This is a genomic window from Arthrobacter subterraneus (assembly GCF_900099735.1).
In the GTDB taxonomy this organism is placed as follows: domain Bacteria; phylum Actinomycetota; class Actinomycetes; order Actinomycetales; family Micrococcaceae; genus Arthrobacter_D; species Arthrobacter_D subterraneus.
This window is the reverse complement of sequence record NZ_FNDT01000007.1, coordinates 107,522-131,970: the sequence shown is the minus strand read 5'-3', so window position 1 is coordinate 131,970 and position 24,449 is coordinate 107,522. Positions and strand designations below refer to the sequence as shown.

Below are 24,449 nucleotides of genomic sequence, written 5' to 3'. Positions count from 1 at the left end.
CCCCGGTCTCCCCTTTTTCCCCGGTGGCCCGGTCTGATTGGGGAGACTCAACGGAAGTCCCGGGACCTGGTGGCGGCCTTGAGCCGGAGTACCTCGAATTTGTCAGCGATCAGGTTCACCACGCCTTCATTTGACCGTTCCAGTACCCCCCGAACAAGCACGCTGCTGGCTTCCCTGGCGATCCGCCGGTACCGCTGCCATACGCCCACTGAGCAGATGACATTGACCAGGCCGGTCTCGTCTTCAAGGTTCATGAAAGTAATGCCGCTGGCGGTGGCCGGACGCTGCCTGTGGGTAACCACTCCACCGACCTCAACACGCCTGCCGGCCTCCGCGGAAAGAAGGTCAGCGGCTGACAGCGCACCCCGGCGCCGTAGAGTCTGGCGGACGTGGCGCACCGGGTGGTCATCAGTGGTGATTCCGGTGGACCAGAGATCCGCCGCCACACGCTCGACGTCGGTCAGGCCGGCAAACAGGGGCGGTTGGATGTACACCGTGGTGCCCTTGATCTGGCCTTCACGCTCTGTGGAGGCCGGACCGGCATGCCAGAGGGCTTCCCGCTGGGAAAGCCCCATCGAATCGAACGCTCCAGCCGCCGCGAGCGCTTCAAGCTGGTTGGAATTCAACTCGGTGCGTCGCGCGAGGTCACCCAGGTTCTCGAATGGACCGTTTGCTTCGCGTTCCTCGACGATCGACTGGGCGAGTTTCTTGCCGATTGACTGGACGCTGTCCAGACCCAGCCGGACAGCATGGTTGCCGTCCCGGCGATGGAGCGTTGAGTCAAACGGGATGGTGCGGTCAAACTTTCCGACCGGCGGCTGGTGGAATTCCAGGCAACTCTCCGCTCCTGTTGCTCCTGTTCCGCCGTCACCATGCAGCTCCAGATCCGCATGGGTTCCGGAAAGCAGGATGTCCGGACGCAGGACAGTGACACCGTGTCTGCGGGCATCAGCCACCAGGGTCTGGGGAGAGTAGAAACCCATGGGTTGGGCGCGCAGGAGCGAAGCCAGGAAAGCGCCCGGATAATGGAGGCGGAGCCAGGCGCTGGCGTATACCAGTAGGGCGAAGCTGATCGAGTGGCTTTCAGCGAATCCGAAGTTGGCGAACGCCTGGATTTTCCGGTACACGGAGTCGGCAACTTCACCGGTGATCCCGTTGGACTTCATGCCCGCGTAAAGCTTTTCCCTGAGCGTGTCGATGCGCTCGAGGCCGCGCTTGGATCCCATTGCACGGCGAAGCTGATCAGCGTCCGCGCCGGAGCAGTTGCCCACCACCATGGCCATCTGCATGAGCTGCTCCTGGAAGAGCGGCACACCGAGCGTGCGCTTGAGAACCGGTATGAGTTTGGGGTGAAGGTAGCTTTCTTCCTCCTCGCCCAGCTTCCGTTTAATGTACGGGTGCACGGCTCCGCCCTGGATGGGCCCGGGACGAACCAGGGCAACCTCAATGACAAGGTCATAGAAGCGCCGGGGCTGCAGCCGGGGCAGCATTCCCATCTGGGCGCGGCTCTCCACCTGGAACACGCCGATGGAATCTGCGAAACACAGCTGGTCATATACCCCCTGCTCTTCCCGGGGCAGGGTGTGCAGGGTCCATTCCTCACCGAAGTGCTTCCGGACGAGATCGAAGTTGTACTGGATGGCGGCCATGATGCCGAGTCCCAGCAGGTCGAACTTGACCAGCCCCATCCAGGCGCAGTCATCCTTGTCCCACTGCAGCACGGTACGGCCGTCCATGCGCCCGTGCTCGATGGGGCAGACCTCCCCGATGGGCCGGTCGGTGAGCACCATGCCTCCCGAGTGGATTCCCATGTGCCTGGGGAACTTCAGCACGCCCTGAGCCAGCTCCACGACTGCCTCGGGGATGTCATGGTCATCGCTGGACACCAGCGCACCCCACCGCTCCACTTGCTTTGACCAGGCGTCCTGTTGCCCGGGACTGTGTCCCAGCGCCTTGGCCATGTCGCGGACCGCGAACTTGGGGCGGTAGGTGATCACGTTGGCAACCTGCGCGGCGTTGAACCGACCGTACTTGTTGTACACGTACTGGATCACCTCCTCACGGCGGTCGGAATCGAAATCGACGTCGATATCCGGCTCCTCATCCCGCAGGCTGGAGAGGAAGCGTTCAAAGGGAAGGTCATAGAGGATGGAATCGACGGCGGTGATCTCCAGCAGATAACACACGGCGGAATTTGCCGCTGATCCGCGGCCCTGGCAGAGGATTCCCCTGCTGCGGGCGAACCTGACCAGGTCATGGACAATCAGGAAGTAGCCCGGAAAGTCCTTTTCCTCGATGACCCGCAGTTCCTTCTCGATGCGTTCGCGGACGTCACTGCGGCCGGCGTAAAACTTCGCGGCACCTTCCCAGACCAGTTTCCTCAGCCAGCTCATCTGGGTGTGGCCCCCCGGCAGGTCCAGTTTGGGCAGGCCGGGCTTGACGCTGCTGAGCCGGAACGCCAGATCATCGGCCAGTTCCACCGTCCGTTCGACTGCTCCGGGGTAGGCGGCAAAGCGGGCGGCCATTTCCGCGCCGCTGCGCAGGTGGGCAGAACCTGACGCCGGCAGCCACCCATCCATGTCATCCAGCGACCTCCGTGCCCGCACAGCAGCCACTGCAGTAGCGAGCCGGTGTTGCTCAGGCACGGCATAGTGCACGTTGTTGGTGGCCACGACGGGCAGCTTCAGCCGGGAAGCAATTTCCCAGAGGGCATCATTGTGCGTACTGTCCAGTGGGTTTCCATGGTCATAGAGCTCCACGGCGACATTGTCCGGACCGAACAGGTCTGTCAGGCGCCGGGTTTCCCGCTCCGCGTCCTGGAGATTGCCGTTGCGGAGCGCATGGCGGACGGCTCCTTTGCGGCACCCGGTCAGGATCATCCAGTTGTTGCCGGCCCTGTTAGCGAGCTCGGCAAGGGTGTACCGGGGTTTGCCTTTCTCGGCGTCCGGTTTCAGCTGGGCTTCGGTGATGGCTGCGGCCAGCCGGTGATAACCCTCCGTCCCGCGGGAAAGGATGAGGAGATGCCGGCCTTCCGGGTCCGGTTCACCGTTTTGGGGTTTGGTCAGTTCCAGGGATAACTCAGTGCCATAGACCGTGGACAGCCCTGGGTGTTTCTCTGCTGCTTCAGCCAGGTGGACCACTCCGTACAGACCGTCATGATCGGTCAGCGCCAGCCCGTGGAGGCGGAGACGGTGCGCCTCTTCCACCAGCTGCTCGGGACTGGCGGCACCGTCAAGGAAACTGAAGTTCGAATGCGCGTGCAGCTCCGCGTAGGGCACCACCGGACCGGCCGGGGCAGGCACCGGTTCTTTCGGCGGAGAATACGGATGCCGTTTCAGCGACCAGGCCGGACTGTCACCACCGTCCGCGCCCAGGGGAGGGGATCCCGGACGGCGACGATCGGAGAGGGTCCGCTCAAACTCCGACCAGGAAACAGGGGGATTGTTGAAGCCCATGTCAGTGCACACCATTCGCGGAGGCAATCCTGGAGGCGGAATGTTCAGTCATAACTGGCCTCAGCCCACCAGTGGTGGTCCTCAAGCAACAGCAGCCAGGCCCTCCCGGAGTCATCCACCACCTGGAACCGGTTGAGGGCACGGCCCTTCGAATCCCACCACCGCTCGACGATGGGCCACGGCCCTGCCCACGAAGCAATAGCCGATTGCCGGGGCGGCTCCGTCACAAGGACGGTGGGGACCCCTGTCAGCAGGCCGCGCTCATCCACGTCCACAGAGCCTCCCGCACAGTCCAGCACCTGGACGGGGCGGGGTTGGTCAAAAACGGTAGCCGGGGCAGGACCGGGGAGCTGGCCGGGCCACGGAAGATCCCGGCTTTTGGCCGCGGCTTCCGACGGTGGGTCTCCCCAGGGAATGAAGACGCGCCGGTCAGTGAGCATTCTTCCACCAGCCACCATGGCCGTCAGGACGGCGCCATGACCCAGCATGCTCTGTACCCGGGCAAGGCCGTGGTGAATGTTCTCATCAGGCCCCGTTCCCCACAGTCCATCCGCATGGTCGCTGAGATCTTCGACGGTCTCCGGTGCAAGCTGCACCCGGCTGATCCCGGCACGCAGCCCGTGCTCAACGTTTCCGCTGCCCTGCAGCTGCCAGCGGACACGGTCCAGCACATCATCGGCATCGAACCAGCGGGGGTGCCGCCAGGACCGAACCGATTCCTCACCCGACTCTGACTGCAGCCGCACCGACAGGACCGTGCACACCAACCCTGCCTCACGCAGCCGGTCCACGAATTTCTCTGCGGAGAGGCGCAGGGTGAACGTGAGCTCATCAATGCGTGCCAGCGGCGGTTCACAGTGCACGACGACGTCAAGTTCCGCCGGCGGTTTTCTTTCCACCACGCTGTGGTGGTCAAGTCCGCTTGCCTTGAGATGAGCCAACGCACCTTCCGCACCGAACCGGTTACGCACATCAGCCCGGGTGAGGGCAGCAAAATCACCCAGGGTGCGGATTCCCAGCCGCCGCAGGATCACCGCAAGCGCCGGCTCCTCCAGAACCTCCAGGGGAAAGCTGCTGAGGAAGGCGGGTGATTCTCCGGGCGGGATGATCCACACGGAGTCACTCTCCGGTTCATCCAGGAACTCAGTTGAACGGGCGGCGTGCTCAGCGGCAAAGGGACTGTCAGCAACCCCCACCCGTGCGGCGGTGAGGCCAATGGCGGCGAGTGCCTTGAGCAGGACAGCTGCAGCGTGGTTCTCGCTGCCGTAATACCTTGCGGGACCTTTGGCATGAAGAGCGCATAACCCGGGGCGGATCAGCTGCACGCCGGGCATTATTTTCTCCACGGCGGCCAGAACGGGTTCGAAGGACCTTGCATCCTGCGCGGGCTCATAGGGGAGCACGGTCAGGCTGGTGCAGCGGGCCTGGGCCTCCCGCAGGCGGAGGCCGCGTTTGACTCCCTGCTCCCGTGCAGCGGGAGAGCAGGCAAAAACCTCGCCCTTCTCGATCAGTGCCACAGGGTGTTCCGCCGGCAGGAGGTGTTCGCGGAGCGCGGCGGTAATGGGCCAGTCGGGACACCAGAGAACCATGCTGCGGGTACTGACCGGAGCAGCCGGAGCAGCCTGGCCCGGCGGGGGAAGCTTCATGAGGCTGACCTTGAGAAGAATTCCTGCTGCTCCGTACCTCCATGCACCGCAGGTACGGAGTTGGACAGGGATGTGGACCAGGGCCCATGCTGCAGATCCGGGAGCCACAGATCAGCGGTACGGGAACGCCCGGTAGAAGCGTGAGCCGTGATTCTCATCCGGCGGCTTCGAAGGTGCCCGGTTCCCGAACCCAGACCCTGCCAGTTGCTTCCGGTCACGCTGAGCGTGGCCTCACTGTGCGGCCAGCGGCCCATGGTCACCAGTGCAGCACCGCGCTGGCGCAGCCGGGCCATGAGGCGGGAAGCGTCCGCCGGTGCGACATGCTGTGGAACGCAGGTCAGGACGATTGACACCACGTCCACCATGGCGGCGGTAACGGTGAGCCATTGGTCTCCGGGATGGGGTACCAGAACCAGTTTGTCCAGCGCTATCCCGAAGCCCGCAGCGGCCTCCACGCTGAAGGTCGGCATGCCGATGACACTGCACCACGCCCCGGCCCCTGAAGGTCCGGCCAGCAAAGCCATGGCAAGGGTGGTGGAGTTTGTGACCGAATAGGCGGCCCCCGCCTGCAGGCCGCCGCCCGGAAGAATACCCGCCAGCACCGGCACGGTGGGCAGCCGCCGGGAAGAAGGCCGGCTTTTCTGTATGCCGTTGATCCTGGATTGAAGTTCTGCCTTGAGCCTTGCCCTGGAATCAGCCGCTCCTGCAGGATCCACAGCGGACAGCCCCCGGCGGGCACCCTGCAGGGAATGCCCCGGGGATGCGGCCTGAAAGACGGCTGCAGCTGATGAATTCACACTTAATATTCGAACGCATGTTCGATTAAGTCAATTGATCCATCCGGTTGTGGAGAACCTCTGGAAAGGACCGATCTCCAGTACCCTGTCTCCATGTGCGGACGCTTTGTAGTGGCGGGGTCGAACAAGGACCTGGTGGACCTTTTCGATGTCGATACGGTGGGTGAAAACCTGCCCCAACCCTCATGGAATATCAGTCCCACCGACCCCATCCGGGTGGTTCTGGAGTCGCTCAAGGACGGCCACGTCACCCGCCGTCTGGAGGCAGCGCGGTGGTGGCTGACGCCGTCGTTCTCCAGGGAACTGAAAACGAAGGGCCCGACCTTCAATGCCCGGGCGGAAACTGTGGGCAGCAAACCCACTTTCAAGCCGTCCCTCGAGAGCCGCCGGGCACTCATTCCGGCCAGCGGCTACTACGAGTGGCGCACCGAAGGAAAAACCAAGATCCCGTTCTACATCCATCTACCCGGTGAGCAGGTGGTGTTCGCGGGGCTGTACGCGTGGTGGCGCAATCGCGAGTTGCCCGATGACCACCCCAACCGGTGGGTACTTTCCTCCACCATCCTGACCCGCGAGGCGGTGGGGGGAGTGGCGGAAATCCACGACCGCACGCCGGTGACCCTGCCCCGAGACTTCTGGAACGAGTGGCTGAACCCCACGACGAAGGGGACGCAGGAGCTGGCTGATGAGGCGGTCGCCGCGGCCACCCCCGTTGCCGAACGGCTGCAGTTCCATGAGGTGGGACCGGTACGTGAGGACAGCCCGCTACTCATCGAGCCGCTGAATCCGGCGTAGAACCTAGCTCTTCGCGCGCCGTTCTTCCTTGATTCTCTTCTCCTCGGCGCGCACCTGTGCCATCGTCGAGCGCTCCGCAACCAGCCACTCCGGCGGCGCCTGCAGGAGGGCGGTGATTTCCGCCGTCGTCAGCGGATCTGAAATGCCGCCGCGTGCCAGGCCGCTGATCGAAACACCAAGCTTCTGCGCTACTACGGGACGCGGGTGCGGACCGGTCCGGCGCAGCTCCGCGAGCCACTCCGGCGGGTTCTCCTGGAGCTCGTTGAATTCTCCGCGGGAGATGTCCCTGTCCTGGAACTCCTGGGGTGCTGCGGGCAGGTAGATGCCAAGTTTCTTCGCGGCTGTGGCCGGTTTCATGGTCTGCGGGGACTTCGCTGGGGTCATCCTCTCAGGGTAGCGCTGACTGGGTTACTGTGAGGACGTGCCTGAGACCCAGCCTCCCGTCCTGAGGATCGGATTCGTGACCGGGGTGACGCCCGGCAAATGGGTGGGACGCTGGCGCGAACGGAACCCGCATCTCCCGATTGAAGCAAACGGGTACGACGACGGCGGGCTGGTTTCAGCGCTCCGGGACGGTTCGGTGGATATCGCCTTTGTCCGGCTGCCCGTGGACCGCGACGCACTCAGTGTGATCCCGCTCTATGAGGAGCTGGCCGTGGTGGTCGTCTCAAAGGAAAACGAACTCTCCCTGCTCGATGAGGTTGAGCCCGCCGAGCTGGCCGGCGAGAACCTCCTCGATGTCCAGGAGTGCGGTGGAGCACGCATGGCTATTGAGGTTGCGGCGTCCGGTGCCGGCGTCGTGGTGCTCCCCATGTCCGTGGCGCGGCACTACAACCGGCGGGATGTGGAAATCCGGCCCGTGCAGGACGCGCCGGTAACCACCATCGCGGTCGCCTGGGTGGCGGACAACACCACGGATGAGATCGAGGAGTTCATCGGCATAGTCCGTGGACGGACCGCCCGGAGTTCGCGGCAGCCGTCAGCGCAGAAGGACGCGGCCTCGGAACCGAAGAAGACCGCCAAGCCGGCGAAAACCCCACAGGGCAAACCGGCTTCCGGCAGGACCACCCGGCGCAAACCGGGCACCACCAAAGGCGCCCCGGGTGCCCGGGGGCGCGGCCGGCGTCGTTAGCGGGCCGTTCAGGACGCCTCGGCGGCCAACGGAGCCGGAGCAGGTCCGGCATCGGTTTCCGGAACGGAATGCTCGGCGATGATCTGCGCATACCGGTGGAAGGAAGCACGCGGCACCCGGTCCAGCGTTGCCGGTTCCATCCGGATCAGACCGAACTTCTTTGTGTAGCCTTCCTGCCACTCCCAGTTGTCCATCAGGGTCCAGTGGAAATACCCGCGTACGTCCACACCGTCCGCGATCGCATCGCCGACCGCCGCCAGATGCTTCTCCAGGAACTCGATCCGCCGGGTGTCCGTGACGTCTCCGCCGGGGCCGTCGTTGTAGGCGCAGCCGTTTTCGGTGATGTAGATCGGCGGAATATTGGGGTACTGCTCCTTGAGTTGCTTGAGGATGGTGGTCAGGCCGCTCGGAATCACGGGCCAGTCGAAGTCGGTCTTCGGGACGTCGGAATACTCGCGCGGCATGAATGGAACCGGAAACAGCGGCGGTGCTGCCCCGACCTTCGTGGGGAAGTAGTAGTTGATGCCGTAGAAATCCAGGGGGGTGGAGATGATCTCCATGTCCCCCTCCCGGATCACCTCGAAGGACATACCCTCAATCTCGGCAAGGTCGGCCGGATACTCACCGGTCAGCAGCGGTCCCGCGAACTGGCCGTTGTGGTAGTGATCGTAGAGCAGCGCGAGGTTCCGCTCCTTCTCGGAGCCGCTCGCCGGTTCCACGGGCGAGTGGTTGTTGACCACGCCGATGGGCGTATCCAGCGTTTCACGCAGCACGCGCACGGCACGCCCGTGCGCAAGCAGCAGGTGATGCGCCACCGAGAATGCACTGCCCAGCAGCATGAGCCCCGGCGCAGCCCGTCCGATCGCGTGCCCGACGCCGGTGTGCACCACCGGCTCGTTGACGGTCATCCAGGCGGAAACCTTTCCTCCGAACTCGTCGCGGAGAATCCGCGTGTAGTCGGCGAAGGCATCGATGGTTTCCCTGTTCTGCCACCCGCCGGCGTCCTGCAGGGCCAGTGGAAGATCCCAGTGGTACAGCGTGACCCACGGTTCGATCCCGCGGTCCAGCAGGGCGTCAAGGAGCCGATGGTAGAAAGCGATACCCTCAGGATTCGCGGGCCCCCGGCCCGTTGGCTGGATGCGTGGCCACGCGATCGACATCCGGTATGCCTTGCCGCCCAGCTGCTTGAGGAGATCGAAGTCCTCCTCATACCGGTTGTAGTGGTCGCATGCAATGGCCGGGCTGGAAGCGTCGAGGATGTTGCTGTGCTGGCTCGCGTAGTCATCCCAGATGCTGGGCCCGCGGCCGCCTTCATTGACCGCGCCCTCAATCTGCGCTGCCGCGGTTGAGGTCCCGAACACAAACCCTGCCGGCAATCCGAACTCACTCATCGGCACTCCCTGATCGTGATGTCCCTTCACTAAAGAACTCCCTACCCCCAGCCGTCAACTGCCCGGACCCGGTTTCTTTCCTGGAAGGGCAGATAGGGTGCTTGCATGCCCCGATCGTTTCCCCCACCTGCAGCGCAGGGCACTCCGTTCCGCCTGGCGAACCCCACCCAGCTGACCCCCGAAGGGCCCCTCGCACCCCGGTGGGGTGCAGGCCTTGCCTTGGCGGGCCTGGTGATTGTGGTGCTGGTGCCGCTGCTTGGCACCCTTGCCCTGGCGGAGGTACTGCCGTTCGGTCCGGAGCTGATTTTTGCATCGCTGCTGCTGACCTGGACGGCGATGTTCGGCGTGACCTTCTACGCTTCCCGCCGCCACGGATTCCGCTCCCTCGCCCTCGATTTCGGCCTGCGGTTCCAATGGATCGACCTCGCCGTAGGCCTGGGCGCCGGCATTGCCGCGAGGGTGGTGCTGGCCATAATCCTCGCGGTTCTTACGCTCCTGTGGCCTCTGCAGGACGGTGAAGTCATCCAGGGCAACGCGGAACTGTTCCTGACCGGTGATACCGTCTGGCTGCTCATCAACGGCGTACTCGGGGGAGTGCTGATCGCGCCTTTCCTTGAGGAGTTGTTCAACCGCGGCCTGGTGCTGCGCGGCGTGCAGAATGCGCTCTGGCTCCGACGCACGGGCAACCGTGGCGACGCCGTGACGCCCGCCGTCCAGAGACGGTCCATCGTGGCATCCACGGTCATGGCGCTGCTGGTGAGTTCCCTCGCCTTCGGCCTGCTGCATACCGGTGCCGTTCCGGACCTCCGTTCATCCATCTACCTGCTGCTCAGCACATTCACTGTTGGGCTTGTGTGCGGGGTGCTGACAGTGTTCACCGGCCGCCTCGGCGCGGCAATAGTGACTCACATAGTGTTCAACGGCACCGGCGTGGCCCTGCTGCTCCTTGTTCCGCCGGAACTGCTGCCCTGATCAGGCGTTGTTCCTCCCGTCGATCAGGTCACCGAGGGTTCCTTCGCCGAGGAAGGGCTGCGCCGCGAGGTACCGGATTTCCCACTGTTGCGGCAGGTGGTTCCCGGAGCCGACCATCCAATAGACCTGCAGGGCGCTGAATCCGTCCCGGCCATACAGCGCGAAGGCATCCCGGAGCCGGTGCAGCGACGCCCTCCGGACGCGGACGGTCTGCCCGTCGAACTGTCCATGGAAAACCCTCCTTCCGGCCTCCGCGAGACGGCCCAGTTCCGGTTCGATGAGCGACCAGGCATGACGCAGATGACCGGGGCTCCGGCCATACAGGATGAGCTCCGGTAGCCCCCGGCCGGTAAGGCCCACCGTGTAGGCACAGGGCAGCTCTCCGCTGCCTTCGCTGAAGCGCAGGATGACCCCTTCCTGCGCCAGCTGCGATTCGAGGTGTTCGCGGTTGAAACCCACATTCCGCCGCAGCCCCGAAAATTCGAGGAATGAGCAGGGTGGGTGAAAGATGAGGTCGGTCATGGATGCACTCCTTCAGTGTGACTGAGTCAAAGATGGCATCCCGTTCTGACATTTCCGGGCCCCTCGGTCGGTACGCGCGCAGCGGCCTCCCAGGGCTCGCTTCGCTCACTCCGGGTCCCTCGGTCGCTACGCTTGGGCTCATGCAGCTTCCTGTCTACCCAACCCTCCTGACCGACATCCGTGATGGCGTCCTCACCATCACGGTGAACCGCCCGGACGCCCTGAATGCCCTGTCCACAAGGGTGGTCCAGGACCTTGAACACTGCATCAGCGCGGTTTCGGAGGTGTTGGCGAACGACGACGGCGCGTGGCCGGTTCGCGGCGTCATCATCACCGGTACGGGGAAGGCTTTCGTCGCCGGCGCGGATATCCGCGAAATGGAGGGCATGACGCCGGACGAAGCGCATGCTCACAGCTCCCGCATGCACCAGGTGACCCTTGCGGTCGAGCAGCTTCCCGTGCCGGTCATCGCTGCGGTGAACGGCTTCGCGCTCGGCGGGGGCTGCGAGCTCGCGATGGCGTGCGACCTGATCTACGCCGCATCATCGGCATCCTTCGGCCAGCCCGAAGTCGGTTTGGGGCTCGTTCCCGGCTTCGGTGGGTCCGTCCGGCTGCCCCGTTACGTGGGGCCCGGGCTGGCACGCGAACTTCTCTTCACCGGCCGCCGCCTGAAGGCTGACGAAGCACACCGCGCCGGTCTCGTCACAGCGCTTTTCGATTCCGCCGAGGAACTGCTCGACGGTGCCCACAGCACTTTGGCCGCAGTGGCACGCCAGTCTCCCACCGCCGTCGCACTCGTTAAAAGAACGCTGTCGGAAATCGAGGGCAAGCCCACTGCTGAAGGCCTTGCCCTCGAGGCGGAATCCTTCCGGACCGCGTTCACCACCCAGGACAAGGCGGAGGGTACCCGCGCCTTCCTCGCCAAGGAGCGCCCAAGCTTCCCCGGACGCTGAACCGATGCCCGCCTGACCTGCGGAAACAGCAGGGAAGGGGTAAATTACGAAGCATGCTGAACATTCGTGGCGCAGCGGCAGGGTTGGTGCTTCTTCTCGGCCTGACGTCCTGTGGCATCACCATTCCGCAGGACCCCGACGGAACCCTGGAGCGGGTTTCCGGAGCGACACTCCGGGTTGGCGTGACGGAGAACGCCGAGTGGGTTCAACTGCCCCGGGCCGGAGATCCGGCAGGTATTGAACCCGGTCTGGTCGAGGAGTTCGCGGAGACCCTGGACGCCACCATTGAGTGGGTGCCCGGGTCCGAACACGAACTTGCCCAGGACCTGTCCCACGGCCAACTGGACATGGCTATCGGAGGATTCGCGGCGGACACTCCGTGGATCAAGGAAGCCGGCATCACCCGCCCCTACGCTGAAACCAGAGATGAGCGCGGCAAGACGGTCAAGCACGTCATGCTCGTTCCCATGGGTGAGAATGCATTCCTCCTGAAGCTCGACCAGTTCCTTCAGGCGCAGGAGGTGGAACTGTGAGCAGCAACGGAGAAGAGGAAGCAGCACGCTTCGGCCATACCGAACTGCCGGAAGAGCAACGCCGGGCACTGCACAAAGCCGTGAAATGGGAATGGATCACCATAGTGTTCCTGGCGGTTTCGACCTTCCTGGTCTACCTGGTGCTGGGAAACTCGCAGGCCATGAAGGCCGCCTGGATCGAGGACCTGCTCTCCTTCCTTCCACCCATCTCCTTCCTCATTGCGGCTCGCATCATCCGCCGTCGTCCCACTGAATCCCACCCTTACGGATACCACCGCGCGGTCGGCGTGGCTCACCTGGTGGCGGCGGTCGCGCTGGTGGTGATGGGGGCGTATCTGCTGGTCGATTCGGGGATAGGGCTTGTTACTGCGGAACACCCCACCATCGGCGGGGTCACCCTCCTGGGAAACACGTTCTGGCTGGGATGGCTCATGGTGCTCGCCATGCTGTTTACTGCCGGGCCCCCGGTAGTTCTGGGCATCATCAAGATGAAGCTCGCAAAGACGCTGCACGACAAGGTGCTCTACGCAGACGCCGATATGAACAAGGCCGACTGGATGACGGCGCTCTCCGCGGCGGTGGGTGTTCTGGGCATCGGCGTGGGGCTGTGGTGGGCGGATTATGCGGCCGCGATCCTCATCTCCACGAGCATCCTCCACGATGGGATCAAGAACCTGCGCGCTGCCATTGGCGGGCTGACCGACACGCGGGCACGGACCTACGACGATTCCCGGCCGGACCCGGTGGGGGAGCGGATTGACTCCTACCTGCAGAGCCTGAGCTGGGTACGCGAGGCCAGGTCGCGGGTGCGCGATGAAGGGCACGTCTTCCACATCGAATCATTTGTGGTTCCGCGGGGCTGGCCGGGTGCAACCCTGCAGCGCATCGAGAAAGCCCGTGAGGCGTGCGTGGAGATGGACTGGAAGGTGCAGGACATGGTGATTGTTCCGGTATCAGAACTTCCGGAGGAGTTCCTGCCCGGCCTGACCCAGGGCGGCGGCGAGTACCGCTAGACATGGCAGAAGGGCGGCAGTCCGGTGACTGCCGCCCTTCTGCCATGAACCGGTTACTTCTTGCTCGGCGTGACCACGTTGGCTGTCGGCTGCATATTTTCTGCATTCACCATCCACGCGTACTGCTCGAACTTCTCGATCATGCCGTGCAGGATGTCCGCAGTGGTGGGATCTTCCTCATCCACCTGGTCATGAACCTCGCGCATCCGGCCGACGGCAGATTCCAGCATGGCAACAACCATGGCGACGGTGTCCTTGGTGTCCACGAGGCCGGCGGGGAACTCGTCCAGTGACGTTCCCTTGGCGACGATGGCGCTCCGCCCGTCCGGGACGGCGTGCAGGGCGCGCATGCGCTCCGCCATCTGATCAGCGAACAGCCGCGCATCCTCGATGATCTCGTCCAGTTGCAGGTGCAGGTCGCGGAAGTTCTTGCCGACCACGTTCCAGTGAGCCTGCTTGCCCTGCAGATGCAGTTCCACCAGATCCACCAGCACCAGCTGCATGTTGTCGGTCAGGGTTTTTGACGCCTTCATAAATCCTCCACTCGTGACGGAATTCCGGCCGCTTGACGCTGCCAGCATCAGCCTCCAGCCTAGACCCGGACTTTCGCCGCGATCCAGTAGCTGGGAAAACTCTAAGTAAACTTAGCATTTTATTGATCCGTGATGAACCGTGGGTTAGCGTGACGAACAAGCGGTCAGTTGATCCGTGGGAAGTTCCAGCAAACAGGAGGAACAGACAATGGCAACAGTTCAGGAATTCATCGACGTTTCAGTGCCGGTGTCCACCGCCTACAACCAGTGGACCCAGTTCGAGGCCTTCCCCGAGTTCATGGGTGGAGTGGAGTCCATCACCCAAATCTCGGACACCCGTAACCACTGGGTCACCAAGATCGGCGGCGTCGAGCGTGAGTTCGACACCGAGATCACGGAGCAGCACCCCGATGAGCGTATTGCCTGGAAGAGCACGGACGGAAAATCCCATGCCGGCGTCGTGACCTTCCACAGGTTGGATGACGCACAGACCCGGGTGACCGTCCAGCTGGACTGGGATCCGGAGAATTTCACCGAGAAAGTCGGCGCAGCGGTAGGCGCCGATGACCGGCAGGTGAAGGCAGACCTCGCCCGGTTCAAGGAGTTCATCGAGAACACAGGCAATGAGACAGGCGCCTGGCGGGGCAACGTTGACGCCCCGGGCTCGGGTTCGGCTACGGCCAGCCGGTCGGCCGATCCACTGGCAGACGGCCCGGGTCTCGCCGATCCGTCGCTGGACGATCCTGAGTCCGGCGGACCGCGAGCTGCCAACCCGGCCTAAAGCAGAACGCGAAACGGAGGGTCCTCTCTCGGGAGGATCCTCCGTCTTTGCGTGGACGTGTTTTAGTTCTCGACGTCGATCGTGCTGATCGCTTCCGCTGCGCGCTTCGACAGGCTTGCTGAAATCGGTGCGCTGCCGACGGCCTCCGCTGCTGCCTGCTGGCCCTCCTCGCTCACCACGAAGGTGCCGAAGGTCCTGACGAGGTTCGCGGTCTCCTCGTCTCCATAGGTGGAGCAGTAGACGTGGTAGGAAACGAGAACCAGGGGATAGGCGCCCGGTGCCGTGGTCTTCCGGTCCAGGTTCAGGGCAATATCGAACTCGGCGCGGCCTTCCACCGGTTCAGCGACATCCACGGCGGCGGCCGCAGCCTCCGGGCTCACCGCTACGTACTCATCGCCTACCAGCAGGTTCGCCTTGCCCAGGGGCGGTCCGACGGCGGAATCATCTGCGTAGGTGACCGCTCCCTCGGTGCCGGAAACAGTACTGACGACGCCGGCATTGCCCTTGGCGTTCTCTCCGGCCAGGCCCGACGGGAACGTGCCGTCAGCCTCGTCGGTCCAGATATCCGGCACCACAGCGTGCAGGTAGTCCGTGAAGTTTTCCGTGGTGCCGGAGTCATCCGAGCGGCTCACCGGGGTGATCGGGAGATCCGGGAGCTCGATGTCCTCATTCTGGCCGGCGATGGCCGGATCATCCCAGCGCGTCACCTCACCGCGGAAAATGCCGGCGATGGTCGCGGCGTCGAGGTTGAGCTCCTCGATGCCGGGCAGGTTGAAGGCAATACTGATCGGCGCCACATAAGCGGGAATGTTGAACGCTCCGTCGGGACCGCACACCTTCCGTGATTCCTCGAGCTCGTCCTCATTGAGGGACGCATCGGAGCCGGCGAAATCCACGGCTCCGGCGAGAAGCGCACCACGGCCTGCGCCCGAACCATCGGGTGAGTACTGCACGCGAACATCCGGGTGGATGGTGGCGAACTCCGCCTGCCAGGCATTCATGGCGGGGCCCTGGGCCGATGAACCGGCTCCGGTGATGGTTCCGCTCAGGCTGGAGCTGGCGTTTTCCGCTGCAGCTTCCTGCGCCGGACCCAGCGGGTAGTCCGAGCCGCAGGAGGCGACTGACAGGCCTGCAGCGCAGGTGACGGCGAGGGTAAGTACACGGCGCAAAATCACACGCCCACGATACAGGTGAATACTGGGTGAACCCGCGGCGAACGCAAAGGAAACTGTTTCTAGGGAGCCTGCAGATCCCGGGTGGCCGGACCCTCAAGCCGCACTCCGTCATGGGTGAAACGGGACCCGTGCAGCGGGCAGTCCCAGGACCGTTCAGCGTCATTCCAGCTCAACACACCGCCGAGGTGGGGGCACACAGCGGATACGCGGTGGGTGATGCCTTCGATCTGGCAGATGCCCACCGGTCGCGCACCCTCCCGTACAACCACGCCCTCGCCCTCGGGGGGATGGGATCGTGGGGTTCGTGCCAGGCCGCCCAGCCACCCTGTCACCATCTCAAGGCCGACGCCGGCGTTCGCCTTCACTGTGCTCAGCGCGTCCTGCCTGCCTACCCGGGTCTTGTACAGCTCCCTAGCCCACGGCATGTTTCCCCCCAGAATCCCGGCGGACAGGGCAAGGCTTGCAGCAACACCGTTGGTGAAACCCCACTTATTGAAGCCGGTGGCGGTATAGATGGACTGCCCGCTGATGGGCATTTTGCCCACGTAGGGAACGGACGACGTCGGCCGGTAGTCCTGAGCGGACCAACTGAAGGCGGGCTGGGCCGTGGGAAAGAGCTCCTGAGTCCAGCGGATAATGTCATCAACGAGCGACTGGGTGTGCGCCTGGCGCCCGACCGTATGCCCGTTGCCGCCCACGATGAGGTACTGCCTGCCCTCAACGGTGGCACTCCGCAGGGTACGGGAGGGCGAGTCAACCGACAGGTACATGCCGCTGGGGATCACATCCTGCACCGTGAAAGCGACTGCATAGGAGCGGAGCGGCTCAAGCACGGAGAAGTGCCCGCCGCGGTCCAGGATGGGAGTGCCGGTGGCAATCACCACGTTGGCCGCCGTCACTTCACCCAGAGAGGTCTGGATTGTGGTCCGCTCACCCTTTGTGCTGCCCGCCTTCACCCCTGTCACCCGCACGCCTTCAACAAGAAGGCCGGAGTGCTGCCGGAAGTCGGCGGCGAGGGCGGCAAGCACTTCGAGTGGGTGTACCTGCGCCTGGCCGGGCACCCGCAGGGTGCGCTTCACGGGGAAGGGCAGTTCCGTGGACTCCTCCAGCAGGGCCGTGAGCCCGGAGTTGGCGCAGGCGTCCCGTTCGGCACTGAGGAGGCGGGCGCCGTCGTCGGTTATTGCGTAGTTGACAGCGTCCCGGATGTCATAGCTGACGCCGTGCTCATCGCAGAACCTCAGAAGCCAGCTTTGGCCCTCCCGGTTCCCGGTGACGTAGTGGCGCGCCAGGGCAGCGCCGTGATGGTCGATGATGGAGGACAGTTGTGTCCCCTGGAGCAGCGACACCTTCGCTGTGCTGTTTCCGGTAGTGACAGCACCGACAGTGCGTGCTTCCAGGACAGCCACCCGCTGGCCCGACCGCGCGAGCAGTGTGGCCGTGGTCAGCCCGGTGATGCCGGCTCCGACCACCACGGAATCATACTGTCCGCCCTCCTGGAAAGCATTGGCGGGAATGTGCGGTGCTGATTCGAGCCACAGGGAATTCACGGCATTTCTCCTTTGAGGACGGCCTTCGTAGGACCAACGCTAGACCCCGCCGGGACGCGCCTCAAGGAAAATTCGTAAGTATGCTGTCCAAGAGATGCGCGAGGTCCCCCGCGGAAAGGACATACACGTGGCAGTTGCGTTGCTGATTATCGACATGCAGAAAGCATTCTTCGAGGACGGCGCCCTTGGAAGCCGGCAGGAAGCGCTGGTGGCAGCGTGTAACTCGGTCATCAGGGATGCGCGGGAAGCCGGGGTTGCCGCTTATGTGATCCGCACCGAACACCAGCGGGACAGGTCCACCTGGACCCTCAGCATGCTCGACGACGACCAGGGCTTCCTGTTCAGCGGTACTGAGCAGGCCGAGCCGGTCGACGGCCTGGAAATCGAGGGCCTCCCGGAGCTGGTGAAGACGCGCGACAGCGCCTTCTTTGGAACCGATCTGCTGCAGCGCCTGCGGAACCTCAGTGTGGATACCGTGGTGCTGGCGGGAGTCGCGACGCACAACTGCGTCGCCCAGACCTCAGCGGATGCGTACGCGAATAACGTGCGGGTTGTGTACGCGAAGGACGCTGTCGCCTCAACCAACGAGGAATATGCGCGACAGGTGTTGACCGTCCTGACGGACGAGTACCGCCAGCAGGCGATGGGTGCCGGTGAAGTCCGGAACCTGTTCAACCACGGGCACGCATGACAGGGGTTTTTCTGGGTGCGGCAGACGCGTTGGATCTGGACGGACTGTACCGGGAAGCGCACGCTTCGGGTGGATCACCGGCTGATGCGCTGGTCCTCGCCGGGCGCGTAGGTTTGTTCGCTCCACGGCCGGGATCCGGGTCAACCCTGGCGCTATGGGAATGCCTGGCCACCCTGGCGGCGGCGGACCTCACCGTAGCGCGCGTCATAGAGCCCCACCTCGACGCACTGGCGATCCTTGCCGAAGCCCGGGTGCCGGACCCCGAAGGCACCTGGGGAGTTTTCGCGGCTGAGAGCCCCGGTACGCGCCTGCAGGCAGAGTACGACGACGGAGGCTGGGTTCTCAGTGGTCGCAAACCATGGTGCTCGCTCGGGACACGGCTGGACCGGGCACTCATCACTGCCCACGTTCCGACCGGTGGACGGCGGGCGTTTGCGGTGGATCTCAGCCGTGACAGTGTGCGGCCGGTCGCCGGTACCTGGGTGAGCAGGGGCCTGGCCGCGGTGGACAGCGGCCCGCTGGATCTATTGCGGGTGCCGGCCGAACCGGTGGGGGATGAGAACTGGTACCTGGCACGGGACGGTTTCGCGTGGGGCGGCATGGGTGTTGCGGCCTGCTGGTACGGAGGCGCCGTAGGTCTGGCGAGGCGGGTGATGGAAACTGCGCGCGAGCGGGAGCCGGATCAGATCGGACTGATGCACCTGGGCGCGATCGACGTGGCACTGCACCGGGCGGCAGCTGTCCTGAAGGATGCCGCGCAGGCGGTGGATAACGGCGAGGCCAAGGGGAAGGAAGGCGCCCGGTTGGCAGCACGCGTCCGTTCAGTTGTGGTGCAGTCCGCTGAGGAGATCCTGTCCGTTGCCGCGCATGCAATGGGGCCGGGACCGCTGGTTCACGAGGAGGAGCACGCCAGGCGGGTTGCTGATCTGCAGGTCTATATCCGCCAGCATCACGCCGAACGCGATTCCGCGTCCCTTGGTGCTGCGGTACTCTCCCTGGATCCGGTGCCCTGGTGACGTTCACGCATCAGGATGACAGCACGCCGGAGCGGCTGTGGCGCTCCGAGTGGCGCGCCAACCGTCCGCTGGATCTCGAATCGTTCTTCGACGGCAGGCCACCGGAACGTTTGATCCTGCTCTCAGCCCACCCGGATGATGAAACCCTCGCGGCCGGCGGCTTGCTCACCCGTCTGAAGAACGATTTCCACCTTTCGGTTGACATAGTGGTGGCGACGGCCGGCGAAGCCTCTCACCCCGCTTCGACGACGCACTCCCGGGATGTGCTTGCGCGCCGGAGAAAGTCCGAGCTGCGCGAGGCGGTACAGCTTCTCGCCGCGGACTCCCGTGTCCACTTCCTCGATCTTCCTGACGGAGCAGTGACCGCGTTGCCGGTTGCCAGGGCACTGCAGACACTGCTTGGTCCGCAACCGTCTGAACGCACGTTGCTCGTGGCGCCGTGGCATCGCGATGGGCATCCCGACCACGATGCGGCGGGGGATGCCGCCCGATCAGTGGCTGAAGAACATGGGATGGCGCTTCTTGAATATCCGGTGTGGCTCTGGCATTGGGCAGAGCCGTCGTCGTCCAGTGTTCCGTGGGACACGATGAGAATTCTGCCGCTTACTGAGGCGGAGCTGGAACTGAAGACGGCGGCCCAGAGGATGCATGTCACGCAGATCGAACCGCTGTCGGAAGAACCGGGAGACGAAGTCCTCCTCGGCCCTGCAATCATTGAGCATTTCGCACGGCCATTCGAGGCCTTCGCCGTCACTCCGCCTCTGAGTGCCTTCGAGCGTCTGCACGCCGGGTGCAAGGACCCCTGGGGGTATGAGGACCGTTTCTATGAGCGCCGCAAACGGGCGGTATCCCTGGCCCTCCTGCCACGGGAACGGTATTCCCACGGGTTGGAACTCGGGTGTTCAGTGGGTGTGCTCTCCGCCGAGCTGGCTGCGCGGTGCGATTCCCTGGTGGCAGTGGATGTCAGCCCGAGCGCGGTGGGGCAGGCCGCGAACCGGCTGGCCGGCTATAAGGGTGCCGAAGCACGGGTCATGCGCATCCCCGAGGAATGGCCGGAGGGAATTTTCGACCTGATCGTCCTGTCCGAGACCGGTTACTACCTGAGCGCGGCCCAGCTGGAAGAGGTCATCAGCCGCTGTCTTGGCTCCCTTGGGCGGGACGGGGTGGTGATGTTATGCCACTGGCGGCATCCCGTTGACGGGTGGCCGTTGAATGGCGACGCCGTGCACGAGGCATTCCGTGCCTGCCGCGGGCTCAAGTTGTTCGCAGAGCACCAGGAGGAGGACTTCCGTATCGATATCCTGACCCACCCGGGGGCTGTTTCGGTAGCCCGGGGAAGCGGACTGCTGTGATCCCGGAACGAATGGCCGTCATTATTCCGGTGAGGGACGAGGAAGCTCTTCTGCCCGACTGCCTCCGGGCTGTCTTTCGAGCCGCTGACGCTTTCCGGAACCTGCACCCGGCTGTGCAGGTGGATGTGACTGTCGTTCTCGACGACTGCCGGGATGCTTCGGCGCAGGTGGCCGCCGAATGGGCGGGCGTGAAGGTTGTGCAGACCGAGCACAGGTCGGTTGGTCGTGCCCGGCAGGCCGGCGTGACAGCGTCGATCGGATCCGGTGATCCGGCAGGATTCTGGGTGGCAAACACTGACGCTGACACCACCGTTCCGGCAAACTGGTTGACTGAGCAGTATCGGCTCGCTTCATGCGGCTACAGCCTGGTGCTCGGAACGGTTGAGCCGGGGCCCGGACTCGACCCCTGGCTCAGGAAGGCCTGGGCCGAGCGGAATACGCTGGGCGAGCACCACCGGCAGGTCCACGGCGCAAACCTCGGGGTGGCTGGCGAAGCGCTCCTGGCCGCAGGGGGGTTCCCGCCGCTGCGGGTGCATGAGGACACACGACTGGTCCACCGCGTGAAGACGGCTGGGTACTCCTGGATTGCCGTCGACACCATCCGGGCTGTTACTTCCGCGCGTTCTGATGGACGGACGCTCGGGGGTTTCGCTACCTATCTGGCCCAGCTTCCCGGCCGCATAGCGTAATCAGCCGCCGACCACGTAGCCGTCCTCATGGTGGAAGAGGCGGCGGCCCGCGCCGTCGTCGAGACGAATCCATACCACCGAGGCATCATCGGCCCGGTCCTCCAGGACCCCGGAGAACTGGTTGCCGGTGTGGTGGCGCAGGGTAATCTGCTGGCCGCGCTCCAGGGCTGAGAAGTCAGTGAGGGCGGATTGTTGGGAGGTCATGGAGAAAGCCTTTCTGTAGTGTGACTGACGCCACAGTATTCCGCTTTCCTGAAAGTTTAATGAATGCCTCCTGAATGCACGCTTCACGCTTCATGGCGCTGATCCATTGCTGTCGAAGAGGTAAAAGGGTTATCCAAAAGTTAACTAAGCTTGCTTTCTATTGCCGCTCACATGTGTCACTCTGGCATCACCAGTGGCGGGCAGGTGGTCCTACCAGTCGTAATTCACCCAGCCGACGCCCCGCCGGCCGGCATTGAAAGGGGATAGTGCAATGGCATCAACACATTCACCGGGTCGAGGTGTCGCCAGCCGCACCAACAGCCAGAAGGCTGCACTCGCCGTCGGGGCCGTCTTCCTGTTGGTGGGCGTCCTGGGTTTCATACCCGGCGTGACCACCGACTTCGGCGAGCTGTCCTTCGCGGGCCCCGAGTCGCACGCGCACCTACTCGGTATCTTCCAGGTCTCCATACTGCACAACATCGTGCACCTGCTGTTCGGTGTAGCTGGTGTGACCATGGCGAAAACAGCTGCGGGCGCCTACAACTTCCTGTTGTGGGGCGGGATCATCTACGCCGTCCTGTTTGTCTACGGCCTCGTTGTACCGGAGGAGTCCTCGGCCAACTTCGTGCCGCTCAACCTGGCGGACGACCTGCTTCACCTGGTCCTTGCCCTCGGGATGATTGGGCTGGCATTCGCACTGAAGGACAAGCACCGAACCGCACGCGGTCGGTAACCGGCGTAGAAACGGAGCGACGGCGGCGGGCCGCAGCCCGCCGCCGTCGTTCTTCTTGACGACCCAAGGGATGGAAGATTTAGGCTTCCACGGCCTTGTCGCCCCGGACGGCCTGTGCGTCCTCGCCGGACATGATCTCGATCTTGCGCGGCTTAGCCCGCTCGCTTACCGGGATGGTGACGCTCAGGACGCCGTTTTCATACCGTGCGGAGATTGCGTCGACGTCGATGCCCTGGCCGAGGTTCAGTTGTCGGAGGAAGGAGCCGCTCTCGCGCTCCCGGGTGAGCCACTTAACACCCTCCGCGTTGCGCAGCGTTCGCTCCGCGCGGATAGTGAGCAGCTGGCCGTCAACGTCGATGTCGACGGATCCCGGGTCAATGCCGGGAAGGTCTGCGCTCAGGATGTAGTGGTCCCCCTCACGGTAAAGGTCAATAGGCATCAGGCGCAGACCCTGGCGGGTATCCAGAAGTGCGCCGGCCACACGGTCCAGTTCACGGAATGGGTCGAATTTCATAGCCATGATGGTTCACTCCCTGTGGATTTATTGGTCTCTCAAGGTTGAGTCACCTGTGCTCAACCCGAAGATAGATTAGCACTCGGCGACATAGAGTGCTAACGGTTTTTGTTCGCTAGGAGCGAAATCTTCCAGGCACGAAAAAACCCGCCCCACCGTGCGGCGGGACGGGCTTTCAAACAGTGCCTGCGCGGGGCCTCGATCCCCGGGCCTTCCGCGTGTGAAGCGGATGCTCTACCAGACTGAGCTACACAGGCGAATAGTTCCCAGCCAGTTTAGGGCATTCCCGGACAGAACCTGCAAACGCCGAAATTGATGGATATTCAGCCGGACAGTAAGTAGCCTGACAAACCCGGACAGTTCCACACGGAGCACCACCCTCTGGTCTGGGGTACCGCCAGTAAGTCCCGTCCAGGGACCCAACGGTGACGAAGATCGTAGACAGACAGCGAAAGGAAACCATGGCAAACCTGAAGGCATTCGCGCTCATTTGTACTTTGACACCGTCACCGGCCGAGTCCAGCAGCGATCTGATGGCCAACCGCATTCTTGGCCGGCTTGAGGAGCAGGGCGTCGAGACGTCGTCTGCCCGGGTAGTGGACCACAACGTCGCCCCGGGCGTTGAGGTGGACATGGGCAACGGCGATGAATGGCCGGAACTCCGCCGGCGGATTCTTGAGGCGGACATCTTGCTGCTGGCTGCCCCCATCTGGGTGGGACACATGAGCAGCCTCGGGCAGCGCGTATTCGAGCGGCTGGACGCGGACCTGTCCTCCACGGATGACGAGGGCCGGCCCATCATGTACAACAAGGTGGCTCTCACCGCCGTCGTTGGAAATGAGGACGGCGCGCACCACGTGACCGCGGAAATGCACCAGGGCCTGAACGACATCGGCTTCACCGTGCCGGCGCAGGGCGGCGTGTACTGGGTGGGCGAGGCGATGCAGACCGTCGACTTCAAGGACCTGGACCAGATTCCTGATCCGGTTGCCTCGACCATTTCCTCCATGACCGCCAATGCGGTGCACCTGGCCCAGTCGCTGAAGTCGGCCCCCTACCCGGCGCCCTAACATCCATTTGGCAGGACACGCCGCTTTGCCTCACGCATAAGGGGTGTGTCCTGCCAACTCACGGTTCAAATTGAGGCAGGCAAACGCTTGAGTGATCACACCAAGGACGATGATGCGCGGCGGCGGGAACTGGGCGACAATGCCGGGCCTGTCGAGGAAGAGATCGAGGAGTCGTTTGACCGGACGGTGGATGAGGGTGCCCAACGCCTGCACCGCACCTTCCCGGACGTTCTGATCACCGGCTTTTTCGGAGGCATCGAGATAGGCATCGGTGTGATTGCTTATCTTGCGGTGCTCCACCAGACCGATAATCACCTGCTGGCGGGACTGGCGTTCGGCGCCGGCCTCATAGCGCTGCTGCTTGCCAAGAGCGAACTCTTCACCGAAGGATTCCTCGTTCCGATCGCTGCGGTGACCGCGAAGCAGGCAAGTCTGGCCCAGCTCGGCAAACTGTGGGGCGGAACCCTCGTAGCGAACCTGGCCGGCGGCTGGATCTTCATGCTGATCGCGATGACGGCGTTCCCACAGTGGGCGGAAACGGTCGCCGGTGCTGCTGAGCATTACGTCGGTGCAGGATTCAGCTGGCAGACCGTTTGCCTCGCGCTCCTCGGGGGCAGCACCATCACCCTGATGACCCGGATGCAGCACGGTACGGAGGCAATGAGCGGAAAGCTGGCTGCCGCCGTCGTCGGGGGTTTTGTGCTTTCCGGGCTGCAGCTGTTCCACTCGATCCTGGATTCGCTGCTCATCTTCGGCGCCATCCAGTCCGGCGCCCCCATCAGCTACTCCGACTGGCTGGGCTGGTTCGGCTACACCGTGGTGTTCAACATCCTCGGCGGGATACTGCTGGTCACCGCGCTCCGGCTGGTCCGGGACCGCAAGCTTGTGGAGCGCGAACGGGAAAAGGCGAACTGAACCGTTGGTTTGGCAGGACA

The 24,449-nt window shown here is 63.9% G+C and carries 24 protein-coding genes, 1 tRNA gene and 1 pseudogene; 14 read left to right on the top strand and 12 right to left on the bottom strand.

What is annotated here, in order from left to right; genetic code table 11:
• Window positions 1-47: 47 nt before the first annotated feature.
• The 3 genes from BLS52_RS09960 to BLS52_RS09950 are packed head-to-tail and all read right to left on the bottom strand — an operon-like array spanning window position 48 to window position 5,898.
• Window positions 48-3,455: an error-prone DNA polymerase gene (locus tag BLS52_RS09960; protein WP_090586500.1), complete on the bottom strand. Its 3,408-nt coding sequence runs from the start codon at window positions 3,453-3,455 to the stop codon at window positions 48-50.
• A gap of 44 nt (window positions 3,456-3,499) precedes the next feature.
• A complete protein-coding gene (locus tag BLS52_RS09955) occupies window positions 3,500-5,101 on the bottom strand; it encodes a DNA polymerase Y family protein (protein ID WP_026545268.1) in 1,602 nt (533 codons plus the stop codon).
• Entirely contained in the window at window positions 5,098-5,898 is an 801-nt protein-coding gene (locus tag BLS52_RS09950; protein ID WP_175460141.1) for a hypothetical protein, read from the bottom strand. The genes BLS52_RS09955 and BLS52_RS09950 overlap by 4 nt, the downstream gene beginning before the upstream one ends.
• 93 nt (window positions 5,899-5,991) lie before the next feature.
• On the opposite strand from BLS52_RS09950, the gene BLS52_RS09945 reads away from it, so the two are divergent.
• Entirely contained in the window at window positions 5,992-6,693 is a 702-nt protein-coding gene (locus tag BLS52_RS09945) for an SOS response-associated peptidase (RefSeq protein ID WP_090586407.1), read from the top strand.
• 3 nt (window positions 6,694-6,696) lie between these two features.
• Here BLS52_RS09945 and BLS52_RS09940 read toward each other — a convergent pair whose 3' ends face one another.
• The gene (locus BLS52_RS09940) at window positions 6,697-7,077 is read right to left on the bottom strand and encodes a DUF5997 family protein (protein ID WP_026545266.1); all 381 of its coding nucleotides are present in this window, start codon (window positions 7,075-7,077) and stop codon (window positions 6,697-6,699) included.
• Between the two features lie 37 nt (window positions 7,078-7,114).
• On the opposite strand from BLS52_RS09940, the gene BLS52_RS09935 reads away from it, so the two are divergent.
• On the top strand, window positions 7,115-7,825 hold the full coding sequence (locus BLS52_RS09935; RefSeq protein ID WP_175460140.1) for a LysR family substrate-binding domain-containing protein: 711 nt from the start codon (window positions 7,115-7,117) through the stop codon (window positions 7,823-7,825).
• 8 nt (window positions 7,826-7,833) lie between these two features.
• Here the strand turns inward: BLS52_RS09935 and BLS52_RS09930 are convergent, their stop codons facing one another.
• The gene (locus tag BLS52_RS09930) at window positions 7,834-9,216 is read right to left on the bottom strand and encodes a GH1 family beta-glucosidase (protein ID WP_051470711.1); all 1,383 of its coding nucleotides are present in this window, start codon (window positions 9,214-9,216) and stop codon (window positions 7,834-7,836) included.
• A 105-nt stretch (window positions 9,217-9,321) separates the two neighbouring features.
• On the opposite strand from BLS52_RS09930, the gene BLS52_RS09925 reads away from it, so the two are divergent.
• Complete coding sequence (locus BLS52_RS09925) at window positions 9,322-10,188, top strand: CPBP family intramembrane glutamic endopeptidase (RefSeq protein WP_026545264.1); 867 nt, start codon at window positions 9,322-9,324, stop codon at window positions 10,186-10,188.
• Here the strand turns inward: BLS52_RS09925 and BLS52_RS09920 are convergent, their stop codons facing one another.
• Window positions 10,189-10,710, bottom strand: coding sequence for a DUF4262 domain-containing protein (locus tag BLS52_RS09920; RefSeq protein ID WP_090586402.1), 522 nt, complete (start codon window positions 10,708-10,710; stop codon window positions 10,189-10,191).
• Between the two features lie 140 nt (window positions 10,711-10,850).
• On the opposite strand from BLS52_RS09920, the gene BLS52_RS09915 reads away from it, so the two are divergent.
• Genes BLS52_RS09915 through BLS52_RS09905 form a run of 3 tightly spaced genes read left to right on the top strand, consistent with a single transcriptional unit; the run spans window position 10,851 to window position 13,209 of the window.
• On the top strand, window positions 10,851-11,663 hold the full coding sequence (locus tag BLS52_RS09915; RefSeq protein WP_026545263.1) for an enoyl-CoA hydratase/isomerase family protein: 813 nt from the start codon (window positions 10,851-10,853) through the stop codon (window positions 11,661-11,663).
• 53 nt (window positions 11,664-11,716) lie between these two features.
• Window positions 11,717-12,196, top strand: a complete 480-nt coding sequence (locus tag BLS52_RS09910) for a transporter substrate-binding domain-containing protein (protein ID WP_035778762.1) — start codon at window positions 11,717-11,719, stop codon at window positions 12,194-12,196.
• Window positions 12,193-13,209, top strand: coding sequence for a cation diffusion facilitator family transporter (locus tag BLS52_RS09905; RefSeq protein WP_026545261.1), 1,017 nt, complete (start codon window positions 12,193-12,195; stop codon window positions 13,207-13,209). The genes BLS52_RS09910 and BLS52_RS09905 overlap by 4 nt, the downstream gene beginning before the upstream one ends.
• A gap of 53 nt (window positions 13,210-13,262) precedes the next feature.
• Here the strand turns inward: BLS52_RS09905 and BLS52_RS09900 are convergent, their stop codons facing one another.
• A complete protein-coding gene (locus tag BLS52_RS09900) occupies window positions 13,263-13,742 on the bottom strand; it encodes a Dps family protein (protein ID WP_026545260.1) in 480 nt (159 codons plus the stop codon).
• A gap of 208 nt (window positions 13,743-13,950) precedes the next feature.
• On the opposite strand from BLS52_RS09900, the pseudogene BLS52_RS09895 reads away from it, so the two are divergent.
• Window positions 13,951-14,400 (top strand): annotated as a pseudogene (locus tag BLS52_RS09895) (SRPBCC family protein); the annotation flags it as partial.
• Between the two features lie 185 nt (window positions 14,401-14,585).
• Here BLS52_RS09895 and pstS read toward each other — a convergent pair.
• Together pstS and BLS52_RS09885 are read right to left on the bottom strand one after the other, a co-directional pair.
• Window positions 14,586-15,698, bottom strand: coding sequence for a phosphate ABC transporter substrate-binding protein PstS (pstS, locus tag BLS52_RS09890; RefSeq protein ID WP_090586399.1), 1,113 nt, complete (start codon window positions 15,696-15,698; stop codon window positions 14,586-14,588).
• A gap of 59 nt (window positions 15,699-15,757) precedes the next feature.
• Entirely contained in the window at window positions 15,758-17,245 is a 1,488-nt protein-coding gene (locus BLS52_RS09885) for an FAD-dependent oxidoreductase (protein ID WP_090586398.1), read from the bottom strand.
• 127 nt (window positions 17,246-17,372) lie between these two features.
• Between BLS52_RS09885 and BLS52_RS09880 the strand changes: the two genes are divergently transcribed.
• From BLS52_RS09880 to BLS52_RS09865, 4 genes are read left to right on the top strand one after another with little or no spacing between them, the layout of a single operon-like run.
• Window positions 17,373-17,936 carry a cysteine hydrolase family protein gene (locus BLS52_RS09880; RefSeq protein ID WP_245702786.1) on the top strand — a complete coding sequence of 188 codons (564 nt, stop codon included), beginning with the start codon at window positions 17,373-17,375 and terminating at the stop codon, window positions 17,934-17,936.
• Window positions 17,933-18,952 (top strand): acyl-CoA dehydrogenase family protein, encoded by a 1,020-nt coding sequence (locus BLS52_RS09875; RefSeq protein ID WP_090586394.1) that lies wholly within the window; start codon window positions 17,933-17,935, stop codon window positions 18,950-18,952. Before BLS52_RS09880 ends, BLS52_RS09875 begins: the two co-directional genes overlap by 4 nt.
• A complete protein-coding gene (locus tag BLS52_RS09870; protein WP_090586393.1) occupies window positions 18,949-20,304 on the top strand; it encodes a bifunctional PIG-L family deacetylase/class I SAM-dependent methyltransferase in 1,356 nt (451 codons plus the stop codon). The genes BLS52_RS09875 and BLS52_RS09870 overlap by 4 nt, the downstream gene beginning before the upstream one ends.
• A gap of 11 nt (window positions 20,305-20,315) precedes the next feature.
• Window positions 20,316-20,993 (top strand): glycosyltransferase family 2 protein, encoded by a 678-nt coding sequence (locus tag BLS52_RS09865; RefSeq protein WP_090586390.1) that lies wholly within the window; start codon window positions 20,316-20,318, stop codon window positions 20,991-20,993.
• Here the strand turns inward: BLS52_RS09865 and BLS52_RS09860 are convergent, their stop codons facing one another.
• A complete protein-coding gene (locus tag BLS52_RS09860) occupies window positions 20,994-21,197 on the bottom strand; it encodes a hypothetical protein (protein ID WP_090586388.1) in 204 nt (67 codons plus the stop codon). It lies immediately after the preceding gene.
• A gap of 271 nt (window positions 21,198-21,468) precedes the next feature.
• Between BLS52_RS09860 and BLS52_RS09855 the strand changes: the two genes are divergently transcribed.
• A complete protein-coding gene (locus tag BLS52_RS09855) occupies window positions 21,469-21,930 on the top strand; it encodes a DUF4383 domain-containing protein (protein WP_090586386.1) in 462 nt (153 codons plus the stop codon).
• 79 nt (window positions 21,931-22,009) lie between these two features.
• Here BLS52_RS09855 and BLS52_RS09850 read toward each other — a convergent pair whose 3' ends face one another.
• Together BLS52_RS09850 and BLS52_RS09845 are read right to left on the bottom strand one after the other, a co-directional pair.
• Window positions 22,010-22,450 (bottom strand): Hsp20/alpha crystallin family protein, encoded by a 441-nt coding sequence (locus BLS52_RS09850; protein WP_090586384.1) that lies wholly within the window; start codon window positions 22,448-22,450, stop codon window positions 22,010-22,012.
• A gap of 177 nt (window positions 22,451-22,627) precedes the next feature.
• Window positions 22,628-22,701: transfer RNA gene (locus tag BLS52_RS09845), tRNA-Val, on the bottom strand.
• Between the two features lie 204 nt (window positions 22,702-22,905).
• On the opposite strand from BLS52_RS09845, the gene BLS52_RS09840 reads away from it, so the two are divergent.
• Together BLS52_RS09840 and BLS52_RS09835 are read left to right on the top strand one after the other, a co-directional pair.
• Window positions 22,906-23,514, top strand: coding sequence for a flavodoxin family protein (locus BLS52_RS09840; RefSeq protein ID WP_090586381.1), 609 nt, complete (start codon window positions 22,906-22,908; stop codon window positions 23,512-23,514).
• 87 nt (window positions 23,515-23,601) lie between these two features.
• Window positions 23,602-24,429 carry a formate/nitrite transporter family protein gene (locus BLS52_RS09835; RefSeq protein ID WP_090586380.1) on the top strand — a complete coding sequence of 276 codons (828 nt, stop codon included), beginning with the start codon at window positions 23,602-23,604 and terminating at the stop codon, window positions 24,427-24,429.
• Window positions 24,430-24,449: the final 20 nt, after the last annotated feature.